The sequence below is a fragment of the Phenylobacterium sp. genome, assembly GCF_041691455.1.
In the GTDB taxonomy this organism is placed as follows: domain Bacteria; phylum Pseudomonadota; class Alphaproteobacteria; order Caulobacterales; family Caulobacteraceae; genus Phenylobacterium.
On the sequence record NZ_JBEPUO010000002.1, the window covers coordinates 242676 to 258454 of the forward strand.

Here is a 15779-nt window from a genome sequence, read left to right on the forward strand (position 1 = left end):
TCTCACGGTTAAAGAAGTCCGTTAACCGGTTTCGGCTAGCCTGTCGGCTCCTTCCCACCGGACCCTGTTGCGTGTTCGCTGTCCTGACCTGCATCTTCGTGCAGCACGATCTGCGCCTCGTGGCCATCGCGGCGCTCATCTGCGTGATCGCATCGGGCACGGCCTTCGGCTTCCACAGCCGCGCGATCAAGACCTCGGGCGGGTTGCGTTCGGCCTGGCTCGTCCTGACCGGCCTGGTGGCCGGGTCGGGCGTCTGGGCGACCCATTTCATGGCCATGCTGGCCTATCAGCCGACCCTGCAGATCGGCTACGCGCTCGGCTACACCGCCGCCTCCCTGGTGGTTTCGGTGGTCGGCATGGGGCTCGGCTTCGCCGTGGCCGCGCGGCCGGGCCGCGACAATGGCCTGATCGGCGGCGCGCTGACCGGCTGCAGCATCACGCTGATGCATTACACCGGCATCGCCGCCGTCCGGACCCAGGCGCACCTGCTATGGAATCCCGGCTATCTCGCCGCCTCGATCCTGATCGCCGCCGCAGGGGGCATGGCCGCCTTCGCGCTTCGCGACCGGATCAAGGGCCGCTGGGCCTGGGCGCCGCCGGCCGGGGTGCTGGTGCTCGGCATCGTCGGACTGCACTTCACGGCCATGACCGCGGTCACCCTGGTGCCCGACGCCAGCCTTGCGGTTCCGGTCGAGGCGATGCGCCGGGGCGGGCTCGCATTCGCGACCGCGGGCCTGGCCGCCTTCATCCTGACCGCCGCCGCCAGCCTGATGTGGATGGAGCGGCTGGGGCAGCACAACACCTTCGTCAGCCTGCGCCGCGCGCTGAACGCCGTGCCGGGCGGCCTGGCCTTCTATGATTCCTCCGAACGGTTGAAGGTCTGGAACGAACCCTTCGCGAGCCTGATGGCGAGCTGCGGCGTGACCGCCGCCGCCGGGGTCTCCCGCCGGTGCATGATCGAAGCCGCCGCCCAGGCCGGCTGGTTCGCCGAGGCCGGCGGCGACGAGGGCCAATGGGTCAATGAGCTGGAGGCGCGGGCGCGACCGGGCGCCTCGGAATGGCGGGTGCCGGACGGCCGCTGGATCCGGCACGAAGCCTTCCGCGACAATGACGGCGGCGCGGTGACCGTGCTCACCGATGTCACGGAGCAAAAGGAAAGCGCCGGCGCCATGGCCGCCGCCCGCGACGCGGCCGAGGCCGCCAACCGGGCGAAGAGCCAGTTCCTCGCCAACATGAGCCATGAGATCCGCACCCCGCTGAACGGCGTGCTGGGCATGGCCGACGTCCTGCAGGGCACCAGGCTGAACGCCAAGCAGCGCCAAATGGTCGAGGTCATCCAACAATCCGGCGGCCTGCTGAACGGCCTGCTCACCGACCTCATCGACCTCGCGAAGGTGGAAGCCGGCATGGCCGAGCTTCGTCTCGACCCGACCGACCTGGGCGACATCGTCGCGTCGGTGAGGAACCTCTATTGGGATCATGCCGAGACGAAGCGGCTGGCCTTCCGCGTCCACGTCGGCCCCCAGGCCGACGTGGAGGTGATGTGCGATCCGCTGCGGCTGCGCCAGGTGCTGGGCAACCTTGTCGACAACGCGATCAAGTTCACCGAGACCGGCGAGGTGATGCTGAGCGCCATGCGGACCGGTTCGACCGTGCGCTTCGAGGTCCGCGACACCGGCGTGGGTATTGACCACGCGGTGAGGGCCGCCCTGTTCCAACGCTTCGGCCAGGCGGACGGCTCGGCGACCCGGCGGCATGGCGGGGCGGGCCTCGGCCTCGCGCTCTGCGACGAATACATCCGCATGATGGGCGGGCGGCTGACCTGCGACAGCATCCCCGGCCGCGGGTCGGCGTTCAGCTTCGAGCTCGAGCTCCCGATCCTGACGTCCGTGGCGGAGAGCGACGGAACGCCGCTGGATCGCTTCAACGTGCTCGTCGTCGACGACAATGCGGTCAACCGGCAGGTGCTGGAGCTGATCCTCGGCAGCATCGGCATCGCGCACGCCTCGGTCGAGAACGGCCGCGAGGCGGTGGATGCGATGACCACCGGCGACTTCGACGCCGTGCTGATGGACATCCAGATGCCGGTGATGGACGGCCTGGAGGCGACGCGTCGCATCCGGGCCTGGGAACGCAGCCTGCAACGCCGCCGCGCGCCGATCCTGATCGTCTCGGCGAACTGCCTGAAGGAGCACGTCGACGCCGGCCGGGCGGCCGGGGCCGACGCGCACCTCAACAAGCCGATCTCCGCGGCCGAGCTGATCGCCGCGCTCGAGACCCACATGGCCGCCGCGCAGCGCGCCGCGGCCTAGCGTCCGTCCACCGAGAAGGCCATCAGCACGTTCCCCGGCGAGCCCGAGCGGCCCTGGTAGCCGGAACTCACATAGACCACGCCGCCGGCGATCGTCGGGCCGGCGCCGTCCATCACCCCGCCCTTGGCCTCGCGGCCGGAAACGCTCGTGACCGCAGCCGTGGTGTCGAAATCCCAGAGGATCTTGCCGGTCTTGGCGTCATGGGCGCGGAAGTGGCCGTTCATGGCCCCGGCGAAGACCACGCCCGGCATGGCGCTCACCGCCTGAGAGACCGCGGCGGTGCAGTAGGGGTTCTTCCAGGCGCACGCGACATTGGGGCCTGGGGCCGACCACAGCAGTTCCCCGTCGGCGATCCGGAAAGCGTAAAGACCGGGCATGGGCTTGGGCACGAAGATGTCGGAGATGCCGACGTAGTAGGTCGTGGCGTCCGCCGCCGGGCCGAACTCCACCCCGCCCAGCGGGCCGCCGGCGCTCAGGCGATGCTCCCAGATCACCTTGCCCTTGGCGTCCGGATCGAGCGCATAGACCTGGCTGGACTTCTGCCCGACCAGGATCACCTGCTTGCCGTTCGCGAGCGTGTGCAGCACCGGCGAGACGCCGAAGTCGTAGTCCGGTCCGGCCGGGGAGGGGCAGTTGGCGCGCGGCTTCGGCGGGTAGCAGCCGATGATGTAGTTGTCGCCCTTGGTGAGCTGGTTCGACCAGCGGATCGCGCCGGTCGCAAGGTCCAGCGCGATCACCGCCTCGGCCTTGTCGATATTGATGTCGGTGTAGCTGTCGCCGGTGGTCACGTAGAGGACGCCCCGCTTGGCGTCGATGGTGGGCGCCGCCCAGATCGCCGCGCCCGCGGGCCCGTACATCTGGATCCCCTTGGCGTTCTTTTTGAACGGTTTGGGCTCGGGCGCCATGAAGGTTTCCCAGAGCACCTTGCCACTGGCCGCGTCGACCGCCACGACCGCGCCGCGGAACTTGCAGCAGGCGTAGTTGTCGTCGACCGCGATGGCCTCCTCGGCGGAGGAGACCGGCACATAGAGCCGCCCGCCGTGCAGCACCGGCGAGCCGGTCATCTGCACCTCGCTCTGGCTGTCGACCTGCGATTTCCAGATCTGCTGGCCGGTCTCGACATCGAGGGCGTAGGCGGTCCGCTGAGTCCAGCCGGTGAGGTAGGCGGCGTAGCGGGCCCCATTCTTGTTGGAAGAGGGGCCCTTCGCGCCCGGCAGTTTGCCGATCACGATGCTGCTGCGCGAGCCGCCCGGCACGTCGAAGCGCCAGTAGGCACAGCCGGTCTTGGCGTTCAGCGCATAGACCGCGCCGGAGGCCGAGGTCAGGAAGACACGGCCGCCGGCGACGGTGGCCTGGCCGTTGCGGCTGCCGGAATAGGCGAGCGCCCACTTCAGTTTCAGCCGCGGGACGTCGGCGGCCTTCAGGCCGGGATCGGACTGGTAGCGGGCTTGCGTCGCCCCATTGCCCCAGCCGTTCCACCTGGGCCCCTCCAGGGTGAAGGGCGCGGGCTTGTCCTTGCAGGCCGGCGCCTCGAGCGCCCCGGCGTCCAGGCCGCCGTTCTTGCGAGTCGAGAGATAGGCCGCTACCGAGGCCATGTCGTGCGGCGTCAGGCCCATCGCCATGGGACGCATCACCCCTTCCAGCATGGTGGAGACCAGGAAGGTGGGGGTGTTGGCGGCGATCGCCGCCTTGGGCGGGATGCGGCCCGAGGGGCTGTCGTGGCAGCCGGCGCATTTCTGCTGGTAGAGCTTCTCACCCTGCGCCGCGTCGCCGCCTTCGCCGGTGAACTGGCCCATGGTCCCGTTGCCGCGCTCGGCCATGGCCGCGCCCTCCGCCGGGCTCGGCGCCGGCTGAGCCTGGGCGATCGGGCCGCCCGTGAGGATCAGGCCGAAGACCGCGGCGGCCGCGGCGCCTTGCATGGACTTCATCGTTGCGTCCTTATCCATGAACTAGTCTGCGTTATAAACTAGATTGCATAGAGCACGAAGCCGCGGTGGGAGGCAAGGCCTAGGCGGCGAGCGCGGCCGCGGGATCGGATCCGGAAAGGCGATCATAGGACTGGCCCAAAGCCGACCGGAATTGCGGCGCCTGCGCAAGGTCTGCCGGAAACACCGCGCCCAGCGCCAGGAAGCGAGCCACGTCGCCGGCGGGGTCGCCGTCGCAGGCCAGGCCGATCGCCGCCAACCGGCCGGCCAGGGGGTCGGGGATGGCCGCCCCGGCGCGGGCCTGGTCGCGCACGAACAGCATCCAGGCCGCGACGCCGACGCTCAGGCGCTCGACAGGCCGGCCAGCGGCCAGCGCCTCGGCGACGGTCTGCAGGAGGCGGAACGGCAGCTTCTGGGAGCCGTCCCAGGCGATCTGCGAGAGCTTGTGCGCGATGGCCGGATTGCGGAAGCGGGCCAGGATCTGGGTGATGTAGCCGTCGAGGTCCAGGCCGGCGGCGGGGCCGAGGCTCGGCGCGATGTCGCGGCGCATCAGGGCTTCGAGGAAGGCCGCCAGGCGAGGATCGGCCATGGCTTCGGCGACCGTGGCGTGACCGAGCCTCATGCCCACATAGGCGAGCGTCGAATGGGCGCCGTTCAGCAGCCGCAGCTTGGCGCGCTCGAAGGCGACGACGTCGCCGGTCAGGGTGACGCCGGAGTCGGCGAAGGTCGCGGAGTCAGCCCCGAGCTGGTCCTCGATCACCCACTGCACGAAGCGTTCGCGCTGGATCGGCCAGGCCTCGGCCAGGCCCAGCCGCGCCTGGGCCTCGGCGCGCAGGGCCTCGTCGGTGGCGGGCGTGATGGAGTCGACCATGCTGTTGGGGAAGCGCGCCTCGCCCTCGATCCAGCGCGCCAGGTCGAGGTCGCCAAGCGCCTCGGCGAACTGCAGCACGCCGCGCCGCAGCCGCTCGCCGTTGCCGGAGAGGTTGTCGCAGCTGAGCGCCACCAGGCCGCCGGAGCCCGCGGCGCGACGGCCGCTCAGCCCCCGGACCAGCCAGCCGATGAAGCTCATCGGCGGGTCGGCCGCGGCGAGGTCGAGGCGGATGTCCGGATGGGCGGTGTCGAGGTCGCCGGCGGGCGTCAGGCAATAGCCCTTCTCGGTCACCGTGGCGCTGACGAAGCGGACGTTCGGATCGGCCAATCGGGCGAACACCGCCTCGGGCGCGGTGGGCGCGGTCAACACCTCCCGGATCGCGCCGATGACCCGCAGGCTGGGTTCGGCCTCGCGCTCGATCAGGCTGTAGAGCCCGTCCTGCGGCGTAAGCGCCGCGCGGACCGCGTCGCTGCGCAGGGAGACCGCGCTGATCGCAAGCCCCGGATCGCGGGCCAGCATCTTGTCGACGTAATAGGCCTGGTGGGCGCGGTGGAAGGCGCCTGGGCCGAAGTGGACGACGCCGATGCGGGTCGCGGTGCGGTCGTAGGCCGGGCGGGCGACCTCGCCCGGCGCCGAACCCAGCGTCGCATCGCTGAGCCGCCGGTTCAAAGGGTGACGCCGCGCTTCCAGAGCGCGATCTCGCGCTCGCCGTTGTCCTCCGCGCGGGTGGCCTGGCCCGAGGCGGTGGCGAGCACCAGCTGCATCAGGGCGTCGGCGGCCTCGTCCAGGTCCTGGCCCGCGGCGATGCGGCCGGCGTCGAAGTCGATCCAGTGCGGCTTGCGCTGCGCGAGGCCGGAATTGGTGGAGAGCTTGAGCGTCGGGGCTGGGAAGCCCAGCGGCGTGCCGCGCCCGGTGGTGAACAGGATCACCGTCGCGCCGGCCGCGGTCAGGGCGGTCGAGGAGACCGCGTCGTTGCCCGGCGCCTCCAGCAGGACGACGCCGTGGCGGTCGGTCCGCTCGCCGTAGCGCAGCACCTGGGTGACCTGGCCGCGCCCGGCCTTCTGCACCGCCCCCAGCGACTTCTCTTCGAGCGTGGTGACGCCGCCCGCGATATTGCCGGGCGAAGGGTTCTCGCTGACCGGTTCGCCGTAGCTCAGGAAATAGGTCTTGAAGTCGTTGACGACGCCGACGATGTCCTCGAACACCGCCCGGTCCGCCGCCCGCGCCATCAAGAGCTGCTCGGCCCCGAAGATCTCCGGGATCTCGGTGAGGATCGCGGTGCCTCCGGCGCCCGACACCGCGTCGGCGATGCGGCCGACCAGCGGGTTGGCGGTGAGGCCGGAGAAGCCGTCGGAGCCGCCGCACTTCAGCCCGACCACCAGATCGGACATCGGGCAGGGCTCGCGCCGGTCGCGCTCGGCGACGGCGACCAGCGCCTCGACGGCGGCGAGGCCGGTTTCGATCTCGTCCTCCGTGGCCTGGGCGGTGAAGGCGCGCAGGCGTTCGGGATCGATCTGCGGCGCGCCCTCCAGCAGCGGGCCGAGCTGGTTGCTCTCGCAGCCGAGGCCGAGGATCAGCGCCCCGCCGGCGTTGGGGTGGGCGGCCAGCGTCCCGATCATGGTGCGAGTGGCCGCCAGGTCTCCGCCCAGCTGCGAGCAGCCGAAGGGGTGGGTCAGGGCATAGACCCCGTCCACCCGGCCCTTGAAGCGCAGGTTCGCCTCGGCGGCGATCTTCTGCGCCGTGCGCGCCACGCAGCCCACGGTGCAGAGGATCCAGATCTCGTTGCGCGTGCCGACCCGCCCGTTCGCCCGCCGGTAGCCCTGGAAGGTCGCCGTCGACCCGGCCATCGGCTCCGGCGCGGCGGGGGCGTAGGCGTAGGCCTCCAGGCCCGAGAGGTTGGTGGCCAGGTTATGGCTGTGGACGTGCTCGCCCGGCGCGATGTCGGCCAGGGCGTGGCCGATCGGCCAGCCGTATTTGCGGACCTCGGCGCCCTTGGAAATGGCCTTGAGCGCCACCTTGTGGCCGGCCGGGACCTCGGCCGCCGCCCGCACGCCCGGGGCCACGGGATCGCCCGCCGCCAGTGGCGCGAGCGCGACGGCGACGTCATCGCGGGGATCGATCTTCAGGACCGAGAACATGCGCTAGAGTAACCGGTGTCATGCTTTCGGCCTATGCCCCGCGGCGCGGCGGAGGCTATGAAGCGGCGTTTGACGATGAACCGACGGATGCGGAGCTAGATGCCGAAGCGAGGGGCGCCGGAGAGCGAGGAGCAGGCGGCGGGCGAGGGCCCGCGCCGGCGTCCGACGATCAACGACATCGCCCGCCTGGCCGGCGTCTCCAAGAAGACCGTCAGCCGGGTGATCAACGCCAGTCCCTACGTCCAGAAGGAGACCCGCGAGCGTATCGAGGCGGTGATCGCCGAGCACGGCTATGCGCCTGACCCGCAGGCCCGGGGCCTCGCCTTCCGCCGGTCGTTCCTGATCGGCCTTGTCTACGATAACCCCAATCCGCAGTACGTCGTGAACATGCAGCTGGGCCTGCTGGATGGCATGAAAGGGTCTGGCTTCGAGCTGGTGGTCCACCCTTGCAACCGCACCAGCCCGACCTTCCTGGCCGACCTGCGCGCCTTCGTGGAGCGCCAGCGGCTGTTCGGCGTGGTGCTGACGCCGTCGGTCTCGGAGGACGAGCGCGTGGCCGCCCTGATGGCGGACATCGGCTGCGAATACGTCCGCGTGGCCTCGGTCTCGGTGGACGCGCCCGAGCATATGATCGAGACCCGCGACCGCCTGGGCGGCGAGGCCGCGGCCCAGCACCTGGCCGACCTCGGTCACAAGCGCGTCGCCTTCATCTCCGGCCCACCCAGCTTCCGCTCGTCGCGGGAGCGGCGCGAGGGCTTCGAGGCAGGGCTGGCGGCCCGGGGCCTCCGGCTGGAAGCCGACTGCGCGCGGGAAGGCGCCTATACCTTCGAGTCCGGCATCGAGTGCGCGCACGCCCTGCTGGGTCTGACGCCCAGGCCAACGGCGATCTTCGCCGGCAACGACGAGATGGCGGCAGGCGTGCTGCAGGCCGCCCGGCAGATGGGCGTCCGGGTGCCGGAAGACCTCTCCGTGGTCGGTTTCGACGACTTCGAGATCGCGCGCCGGCTCTGGCCGAGCCTCACCACCATCCGCACGCCGACGCGGGAGATCGGCCGGCTGGCGGTCGAGCGGCTGATGGGCCTGGGCGACGACGGCCGCGAGCCGAAGGACCGGCTGCCGTCGCTGGTGGTGCGGGAATCCACCGGACCGGCCGCCTAGAGCGTCACCGGCTCCAGCCGCGGCGAGAGCAGGTGGATGGCCAGCAGCGCCAGCAGATAGACCGAGGCCGCCACCACGAAGATCGGGGTGTAGACGCCGATCTTGTCGAGCACGTAGCCGGCGTACTTGGCCATGACCATGCCGCCCATCGCCCCGATCATGCCGCCGATGCCCACCACCGAGCCCACCGCCGAGCGCGGAAAGACATCGCCCGGCAGGGTGTAGAGGTTGGCCGAGAAGCCCTGGTGGGCGGCGGTGGCGATGCCGATGATGCCCACCGCCAGCCACAGGCTGGACGCGTGGGCCGCGAAGGCCACCGGCAGGGCCAGGACCGCGCAGATCAGCATGGTGGTCTTGCGCGACCGGTTGATCGTCCAGCCCATCTTGATGAACCGCGAGGAGAGCCAGCCGCCGCCGATGCTGCCCACGTCGCTCAAGAGGTAGACCGCCACCACCGGCGGGCCGAAGGTCTTCAGGTCGAGGCCGTAGCGCTTGCCGAAGAAGTCCGGCAGCCAGAAGAGCCACATCCACCAGATCGGATCGATCAGGAACTTGCCGATCGCATAGGCCCAGGTCTCGCGCTTGCGCAGCAGCACCGACCACGGGACGTTCCCCGCCGGGTCGGCGGGATCGCTCTCGATATGCGCCAGCTCCGCGGCGCTGACCCGCTTGTGCTCGCGCGGCGTGCGGTAGACCAGGAACCAGACCGGCAGCCAGAGCAGGCCCACGGCGCCGGTCAGCAGGAACGCCGCGCGCCAGCCCCAGGCCAGGGTCACCATCGGGATCACCAACGGGGTGACGATCGCGCCGATGTTGGTGCCGGCGTTGAACAGCCCGGTGGCGAAGGCGCGCTCCTTCTTGGGGAACCACTGGGCCATGGCCTTGATGCCGCCCGGGAAGGCGCCGCCTTCGCCCACGCCCAGCGCCAGCCGCGCGCCGATGAAGCCGCCCAGCGAATGGGCCAGCGCATGGGAGAGGTGCGCGGCCTGCCAGATCAGATAGGCGATGCCGAACCCCCAGCGGGCTCCGATCCTGTCGACGATCCGCCCGAACGCGAGATAGGAGACCGCGTAGGTCGCCTGGAACCAGAACACCAGGTCGGCATAGTTGGTCTCGTCCCAGCCGAACTCCCGGGAGAGGTCGCCCTTCAGGAAGCTGATGGTCTGGCGGTCGACGTAGTTGAACACCATCGCCGTGAACAACAGCGCCACCACGACCCAGCGGTAGCGGCCCAGCCTGGCCTGCGGCGGCGCGGCCGGCCTCGGCGTGTCAGCCGCCGGCGTCGTCGTGCTCATGGTCGGAACCTCCCTGGCCCCCGGCTCGCCCCTCTGGAAGGGGTTTGGCCGGATGCGCGATGCAGCGGATCTCGTCCAGGTCGCCGAAGGTGATGCGGGCCGTTTGTCCGGCCTCGATGTCGTGGATGCCGCTGGCCGCGCCGGTGGTCACCAGCTGACCGCGCTTCAGGGGCCGGCCGCGGGCGGCGACGGCGTTCATAAGGAAGGCGAGGGAGGCCGCGGGGCCTCCCGGCAGCGACGAGGGAGCGCCGCGGCCCACCAGCTTGCCGTCGACCCAGGCCTCGCAAGGGGGCCAGTCGTCGGTGCGGGTGCGCCAGTCGGGGATGGGGCGGCCCAGGATCAGGCCGGCGTTGTTGCCGAAGTCGGCGGCCACCACGCGGGGGCCCAGGATGTTGATGCTGGCCAGCGGACTGCCGGCGAACTCCACCCCCACCAGCTCCTCCTCGACGAGCGCCAGCGCGTCCCTGGGCGTCCAGTCGGTCTTGCCCGCCGGCGCGTCCTCGCCCATGCGGTAGATGTACTCCGCTTCCACCGCGGCGAAACCGCCGGGGATGGCGAAGACCGGCGTCGGGGTCTTGGCGGCGTTGGAGACGTTGGCGGCGAACACCGGGCCCATGACCCGATCGGCCGCGAGCGCGACCTGCAGCTCCGCCGGGATGCGACCCACCTTCCAGCCGGCGATCTCGTCGGGCCACAGCCCGATGGCCGCTTCCTGGATCAGATATCCGGCGGCCATGTCGGCCGGGATCGACCCGGGGAAACCCGCCAGAGCGCGGGCCGCCCGCCGGGCGGTCACGAAGCGGCGCGCCACTTCCGCCGGCGCGAGCGCCGCCTCGGTCTTCGGCAGGATTTCGGTCACGCGGCGCCCGCCTCGCGGCGTGCGCAAGCCGTCGTTCGGGTCTTGGTGAGGAGCGAAATCGGGGTCACGATGGGCGGACATTGGTCGAATAGGTAACCGGTGTCAATTTGCTGGGCAGGCATGCCGAGAGGACTTGCCAGCCGATCATGACACCGGTTACCTGCGGCCAGCCTAAAAGCGCCTGCGAGCCATGCCCAAACCGCTAAGCCTCCACGAAGATCGGCTGTTCCCGGCGGAGCCGGCCGTGCGCGACGTGGCGCGGCGGCTCTATGCCGGGGTCGCGAGCCTGCCGATCATCAGCCCGCACGGTCACACCGACCCGGAGTGGTTCGCCGCCGACGCGCCCTTCAGCGACGCCACCAGCCTGCTGCTCGCCCCCGACCACTACCTCTACCGCATGCTCTACAGCCAAGGCGTGCCGATGGAGGCGCTGGGGGTGCCGACGTGCAAGGGGGCGAGCCCCGCCGATCCGAGGGCCGCCTGGCGGCTCTTCGCCGGCCACCAGCGCCTCTTCCGCGGCACGCCCTCGGCGCTCTGGCTGGATCACGTCTACAGCGAGGTGTTCGGCTTCGACGTCGCGCTCGACGCCTCGACCGCCGACCTCTACTACGACCGGATTGGCGAGCTCCTGGCGACGCCCGCCTTCCGCCCGCGGGCGCTGTTCGACCGGTTCAACATCGAGGTGCTGGCGACCACGGAATCGCCCACCGACGACCTCGCCCATCACAAGACGATCCGCGAGAGCGGCTGGGCCAAGACCTCAAGCGGCCGGGTGGTCACCGCCTATCGCCCCGATCCGGTGATCGATCCGGAGCACGAGGACTTCTGGGTCTCGCTGGAGACGTTCGGGCGGCTGGCCGGCCAGGACGTGTCCTTCTGGTCGGGCTACCTGGAGGCGCACCGCGTGCGGCGCCGCGCCTTCATCGCCGCCGGCGCCACTTCCTCCGACCACGGCCATCCGAGCGCGGCCACCGCCGACCTCGCGCCGGTCGACGCCGAGGCGCTCTACCACCGTATCCTCGACGGGGTCCGCTCGAAGGAGGACGCCGAGCTGTTCCGCGCCCAGATGCTGACTGAGATGGCGCGGATGAGCCTGGACGACGGCCTGGTGATGCAGATCCACCCGGGCTCGTTCCGCAATCACAATGCGCGGGTGTTCTGGAGCTTCGGCCGCGACAAGGGCGCCGACATCCCGCAGCCTACGGACTATGTGCGGGCGCTGAAGCCGCTGCTCGACCGGTTCGGGTCCGAACCGGCCTTGAGCGTGATCGTCTTCACCTTGGACGAAACCGCCTACAGCCGCGAACTGGCGCCGCTGGCCGGCCACTATCCGGCGCTGAAGCTCGGCCCCGCCTGGTGGTTCCACGACAGCCCCGAGGGCATGCGCCGGTTCCGCGAGCAGACCACCGAGACGGCGGGCTTCTACAACACCGTCGGCTTCAACGACGACACCCGCGCCTTCCTGTCGATCCCCGCCCGCCACGACGTGGCCCGGCGCGTCGACTGCGGGTTCCTGGCGCGCCTGGTGGCCGAGCACCGCCTCAGCGAGGACGAGGCCGCCGAGACCGCCGTCGACCTGGCGTACAACCTGGCCAAGCGGGCCTACAAACTGGATGCGGTTCAGCCTCAGCCCTCGCGGGCGAGCGGCTGAGCCCGGGAGGAAAGCTCGTGTTCAAGAAGACCTACCACGCCACCCACCCCGACATGATGGAGGGCGCGAGCAACGACCAGCTCCGCGAGCGCTACCTGATCGGCGGCCTCTTCCAGACCGGCGAGGTGGTGCTGAACTATTCGCACAACGAACGTTTCGTGGTCGGCGGGGCCATGCCGGGCAAAGGCCCGGTGAGGCTGCCCGACCAGACCGAGCCGGCATCGGCCGCCGGCCATCCGTTCCTGGAACGGCGCGAGCTCGGCGTGGTCAATGTCTCCGACGGGCCCGGCACGGTCACGGTCGATGGGCAAGCCTATACGCTCGCCGCCCGCGACTGCCTCTATGTGCCGATGGGCTCCAAGGACGTGACCTTCGAAGGCGAAGGATCGAAGTTCTACCTCGTCTCGACCCCGGCCCACGCCCGCTTCGAGACCAAGCAGGTCTCCATCGCCGAGGCCGTGCCGCTGGAGCGCGGGTCGCTGGCGCAGTCCAACGAGCGGACCATCTACCAGCTCGTGGTCCCGGCCACCTGCCGTTCGGCGCAACTGCTCCTTGGACTGACGATCCTCAACACCGGCAGCGTCTGGAACACCATGCCGCCGCACCTGCACGATCGGCGCAGCGAAGTGTATTTCTACTTCGGGCTGAAGGATGACGAGCGGGTGTTCCACTTCATGGGCGAGCCGGATAGCGCCCGCCACATCGTCATGGCCAACGACGAGGCGGTGATGAGCCCGCCCTGGTCGATCCACATGGGCTCGGGCACCTCGAACTACGCCTTCATCTGGGCCATGGGCGGCGAGAACCTGGACTACACCGACATGAACGTCCTCGACATCTGCCAGCTCAAATGAGCGGCCTCTTCGACCTTTCCGGCCGGATCGCCCTGGTCACCGGCGCCAACACCGGCCTGGGCCAGGGCATCGCGGTTGGCTTGGCGCAGGCCGGCGCCGACATCGTCGCGGTGGGCCGCAGCGCGCCGGACGAGACGGCGAAGATGGTGGCCGCGGCGGGGCGCAAGCTCACGGCGATCTCCGCCGATCTCGGCTCGACCGAGCCGATCGCGCGCGTGGTGGCCGAGGCCGGGCCGGTGGACATCCTGGTCAACAACGCCGGCATCATCCGCCGCGCCGACAGCCTGGACTTCACCGAGGCCGACTGGGACGCGGTGATGGACACCAACCTGAAGACCGCCTTCTTCCTGTCCCAGGCCGTGGCGCGGACCTGGGTGGACGCCAACCGCGGCGGCAAGATCATCCAGGTCGCCTCGATGCTCTCCTTCCAGGGCGGCCTCAGGGTGCCGTCCTACGCGGCCTCGAAGAGCGGGCTCGCCGGGCTCACCAAGGCGCTGGCCAACGAGTGGGCCGGCAAGGGCGTCAACGTCAACGCCATCGCGCCCGGCTACTTCACCACCAACAACACCGAGGGTCTGCGCGCCGACGAGACCCGCAGCCGCCAGATCCTGGAGCGCATCCCGGCCGGACGCTGGGGCCTGCCGGAAGACCTGGCGGGCGTCGCCGTCTTCCTGGCGAGCCGGGCTTCCGACTACATGCATGGCGCCATCGTGCCGGTCGACGGCGGCTGGCTGGCGCGCTGAGGCGCCTTGCCTCTGAAGCCCCGGCGGGCGAGCCTCCGACTCGCCCCTCGCCACCGTGCGCTTGAACGAGGATCCATGGCCGGAAACGCGGACATCGACGTCGCCGCCGCGCACAGGTATTTCTCGGCTTGGTGCTTCAACCGCGCCTGGGACCTGATCGAAAAGCCGGACCGCACCGAGGCCGATGACCGGTTGATGGCGGCGCTGAGCCAGGCGTCGATCTTCCACTGGCTGAGCCGGCCCGACTGCGCGCCCAAGAACCTCTCCGTGGGCTATTGGCAGGCCTCGCGCATCGAGGCGCTGCTTGGGAACGCCGAGCCGGCGATGCGCCACGCCCAGACCTGCCTCGACTACAGCGCCGGGCTGGAGCCCTTTTGCCTTGGCTACGCCTACGAGGCGCTGGCGAGGGCCGCGCGCCTGGCCAATGACCCGGTCGCCTTTGCGGACTATCTGGTCCGGGCCGAGCGCTTGGCGGAGCAGGTTTCGGGGCCCGAGAACCGGCGGCTTCTCACGGCCGATCTGCAGCAGCTCCGCGGCGGCGCCTAACCCGCCTCCCGCGCCCAGAGCTGTTTGGCCATGACGCCGACCCGCGCCTCGATGGCGGCGGCCGCGTCGAGGCAGATGTCCTCGCGGTAGCGCGAGGCGATCAGCTGCACGCCCACGGGATGGCCGCCGACGAGACCCACGGGCGCGACCGCGACCGGCAGGCCCAGCACGCTGAGCGCGGTGGTGAAGCGGGTGTCATGGCCCAGGAACTTGCCCATCGCATCGTCGCCGTCGAGGTCCGCATTGACGCCCGGCGTCCGCACCACCGAGACCGGCGCGACGATCAGTGGACAGGTTTCCAGGAACACCAGCCATTCGCGCAACACCCGGGACCGCAGGGCGATGGCCTTCATGTAGGCTTCGGCGCCGAGGACCGTGGCCATCCGCATCATGCCGTCGAGCGTCCGGATGAAGTCCGGACTGGCGACGTCGCGGATCTGCGCCTCCTGCAGGGTGGCGATCTCGGTGACCAGGAGGTCGGCCCAGAGCTTCCAGGGTGCGGCGATGTCGGGAATGTCGACATCGAGGATCTCGTAGCCGGCGTCGGCGAGATGGCGAGCCGCCTCGCCGACCATGACGACGACCTCGGCGTCCGGGTCCATGTCCGGCGGGACCTTCGCTACGGCGACCTTGACCGGGCCGGCTGTCCCGGCGGGCAGCAGGGGCGCCGGGACCCACCAGGGATCGCGGATATCCCGCCGGCACATGACCTCCAGGGCCAGGCGGACGTCGGCGACCTCGCGGGCCAGCGCGCCCTGGCAGGACATCAGCTGGGCCATGGGCGGGCGCTCGACCGGGGCGCTCGGGTTGTAGGCGGGGATGCGGCCCTGCGTCGGCTTGATCGTGGCGACGCCGTTCCAGTTTGCCGGCGCGCGGAGCGAGCCCCCAATGTCGTTGCCGTGGGCGATGGTTCCGATGCCGGCCGCGACCGAGGCCGCCGCGCCGCCGGAAGATCCGCCGCAGGTGATCGCCTTGTCCCACGGGTTGAGCGTCAGCCCGTGCAGCGGATTGTCGGTGAAGCCGCGGAACGAGAACTCCGGGGTGTTGGTCAGCCCAAGGATGATCGCGCCGGCGGCCCGCAGGTTGCCGGCCACCGCTGAGTCGCCCGGCGCGATATTGTCGGCGAAGGCCACCACGCCGTTCGAATTGGCCTGGCCCTCGACGTCGATGTTGATCTTGATCGTCACCGGCACGCCGTGCAGCAGGTCGAGCGCCGCGCCCGAGGCCTGTTTGCGGTCCGCCGCCTCGGCGGCCCTTAGCGCCAGGTCGCTCAGGTCGACGACGACGGCGTTCAGCGCCGGATTGGCCGCATGCAGGCGCTCGATGTGGGCGCTGGCGACCTCGACCGCGGAGGCCCGTCCCGCCCTGATCGCCTCGGCGGTGTCCACCGCAGACCATTGCCAGATCGGCGCCGACGTCATCCCGTC

The 15779-nt window shown here is 70.5% G+C and carries 12 protein-coding genes; 6 read left to right on the forward strand and 6 right to left on the reverse strand.

The features are described from left to right. Positions 1–71 precede the first annotated feature (71 nt). Entirely contained in the window at positions 72–2312 is a 2241-nt protein-coding gene (locus ACESMY_RS04890; RefSeq protein WP_372782788.1) for an ATP-binding protein, read from the forward strand. On the opposite strand, the gene ACESMY_RS04895 is transcribed toward ACESMY_RS04890, so the two are convergent. From ACESMY_RS04895 to ACESMY_RS04905, 3 genes are all read right to left on the reverse strand, one after another. Then, positions 2309–4240, reverse strand: coding sequence for a PQQ-binding-like beta-propeller repeat protein (locus ACESMY_RS04895; RefSeq protein ID WP_372782790.1), 1932 nt, complete (start codon positions 4238–4240; stop codon positions 2309–2311). The two genes, ACESMY_RS04890 and ACESMY_RS04895, sit on opposite strands and share 4 nt — an antisense overlap. A gap of 79 nt (positions 4241–4319) precedes the next feature. Continuing rightward, positions 4320–5777 (reverse strand): mannitol dehydrogenase family protein, encoded by a 1458-nt coding sequence (locus ACESMY_RS04900; RefSeq protein WP_372782792.1) that lies wholly within the window; start codon positions 5775–5777, stop codon positions 4320–4322. Then, complete coding sequence (locus tag ACESMY_RS04905) at positions 5774–7246, reverse strand: UxaA family hydrolase (RefSeq protein WP_372782794.1); 1473 nt, start codon at positions 7244–7246, stop codon at positions 5774–5776. Before ACESMY_RS04905 ends, ACESMY_RS04900 begins: the two co-directional genes overlap by 4 nt. Before the next feature lie 99 nt (positions 7247–7345). Between ACESMY_RS04905 and ACESMY_RS04910 the strand changes: the two genes are divergently transcribed. Then, positions 7346–8404 carry a LacI family DNA-binding transcriptional regulator gene (locus ACESMY_RS04910; RefSeq protein WP_372782796.1) on the forward strand — a complete coding sequence of 353 codons (1059 nt, stop codon included), beginning with the start codon at positions 7346–7348 and terminating at the stop codon, positions 8402–8404. Here the strand turns inward: ACESMY_RS04910 and ACESMY_RS04915 are convergent. Both ACESMY_RS04915 and ACESMY_RS04920 read right to left on the reverse strand, forming a co-directional pair. After that, a complete protein-coding gene (locus ACESMY_RS04915) occupies positions 8401–9699 on the reverse strand; it encodes an MFS transporter (RefSeq protein WP_372782798.1) in 1299 nt (432 codons plus the stop codon). The two genes, ACESMY_RS04910 and ACESMY_RS04915, sit on opposite strands and share 4 nt — an antisense overlap. Further along, positions 9674–10558 carry a 2-keto-4-pentenoate hydratase gene (locus ACESMY_RS04920; protein ID WP_372782800.1) on the reverse strand — a complete coding sequence of 295 codons (885 nt, stop codon included), beginning with the start codon at positions 10556–10558 and terminating at the stop codon, positions 9674–9676. Before ACESMY_RS04920 ends, ACESMY_RS04915 begins: the two co-directional genes overlap by 26 nt. Before the next feature lie 190 nt (positions 10559–10748). Between ACESMY_RS04920 and uxaC the strand changes: the two genes are divergently transcribed. From uxaC to ACESMY_RS04940, 4 genes are all read left to right on the forward strand, one after another. Further along, the gene (gene uxaC, locus ACESMY_RS04925; protein WP_372782802.1) at positions 10749–12209 is read left to right on the forward strand and encodes a glucuronate isomerase; all 1461 of its coding nucleotides are present in this window, start codon (positions 10749–10751) and stop codon (positions 12207–12209) included. A 17-nt stretch (positions 12210–12226) separates the two neighbouring features. Then, positions 12227–13063: a 5-dehydro-4-deoxy-D-glucuronate isomerase gene (gene kduI, locus ACESMY_RS04930; protein WP_372782804.1), complete on the forward strand. Its 837-nt coding sequence runs from the start codon at positions 12227–12229 to the stop codon at positions 13061–13063. After that, positions 13060–13806: a 2-dehydro-3-deoxy-D-gluconate 5-dehydrogenase KduD gene (gene kduD / locus ACESMY_RS04935; protein WP_372782806.1), complete on the forward strand. Its 747-nt coding sequence runs from the start codon at positions 13060–13062 to the stop codon at positions 13804–13806. The genes kduI and kduD overlap by 4 nt, the downstream gene beginning before the upstream one ends. 75 nt (positions 13807–13881) lie before the next feature. Beyond that, positions 13882–14352, forward strand: a complete 471-nt coding sequence (locus ACESMY_RS04940) for a hypothetical protein (RefSeq protein ID WP_372782808.1) — start codon at positions 13882–13884, stop codon at positions 14350–14352. Here the strand turns inward: ACESMY_RS04940 and ACESMY_RS04945 are convergent. Continuing rightward, the gene (locus tag ACESMY_RS04945; RefSeq protein WP_372782810.1) at positions 14349–15773 is read right to left on the reverse strand and encodes an amidase; all 1425 of its coding nucleotides are present in this window, start codon (positions 15771–15773) and stop codon (positions 14349–14351) included. The genes ACESMY_RS04940 and ACESMY_RS04945 overlap by 4 nt on opposite strands. Positions 15774–15779 lie beyond the last annotated feature (6 nt).

What these genes read in the sequence shown, in the direction of transcription:
- ACESMY_RS04895 (WP_372782790.1), bottom strand. Translation starts at nt 4,240, where the DNA reads ATGAAGTCCATGCAAGGCGCCGCGGCCGCCGCGGTCTTCGGCCTGATC.
- ACESMY_RS04905 (WP_372782794.1), bottom strand. Translation starts at nt 7,246, where the DNA reads ATGTTCTCGGTCCTGAAGATCGATCCCCGCGATGACGTCGCCGTCGCG.
- ACESMY_RS04910 (WP_372782796.1), top strand. Translation starts at nt 7,346, where the DNA reads ATGCCGAAGCGAGGGGCGCCGGAGAGCGAGGAGCAGGCGGCGGGCGAG.
- ACESMY_RS04915 (WP_372782798.1), bottom strand. Translation starts at nt 9,699, where the DNA reads ATGAGCACGACGACGCCGGCGGCTGACACGCCGAGGCCGGCCGCGCCG.
- uxaC (WP_372782802.1), top strand. Translation starts at nt 10,749, where the DNA reads ATGCCCAAACCGCTAAGCCTCCACGAAGATCGGCTGTTCCCGGCGGAG.
- kduD (WP_372782806.1), top strand. Translation starts at nt 13,060, where the DNA reads ATGAGCGGCCTCTTCGACCTTTCCGGCCGGATCGCCCTGGTCACCGGC.
- ACESMY_RS04940 (WP_372782808.1), top strand. Translation starts at nt 13,882, where the DNA reads ATGGCCGGAAACGCGGACATCGACGTCGCCGCCGCGCACAGGTATTTC.
- ACESMY_RS04945 (WP_372782810.1), bottom strand. Translation starts at nt 15,773, where the DNA reads ATGACGTCGGCGCCGATCTGGCAATGGTCTGCGGTGGACACCGCCGAG.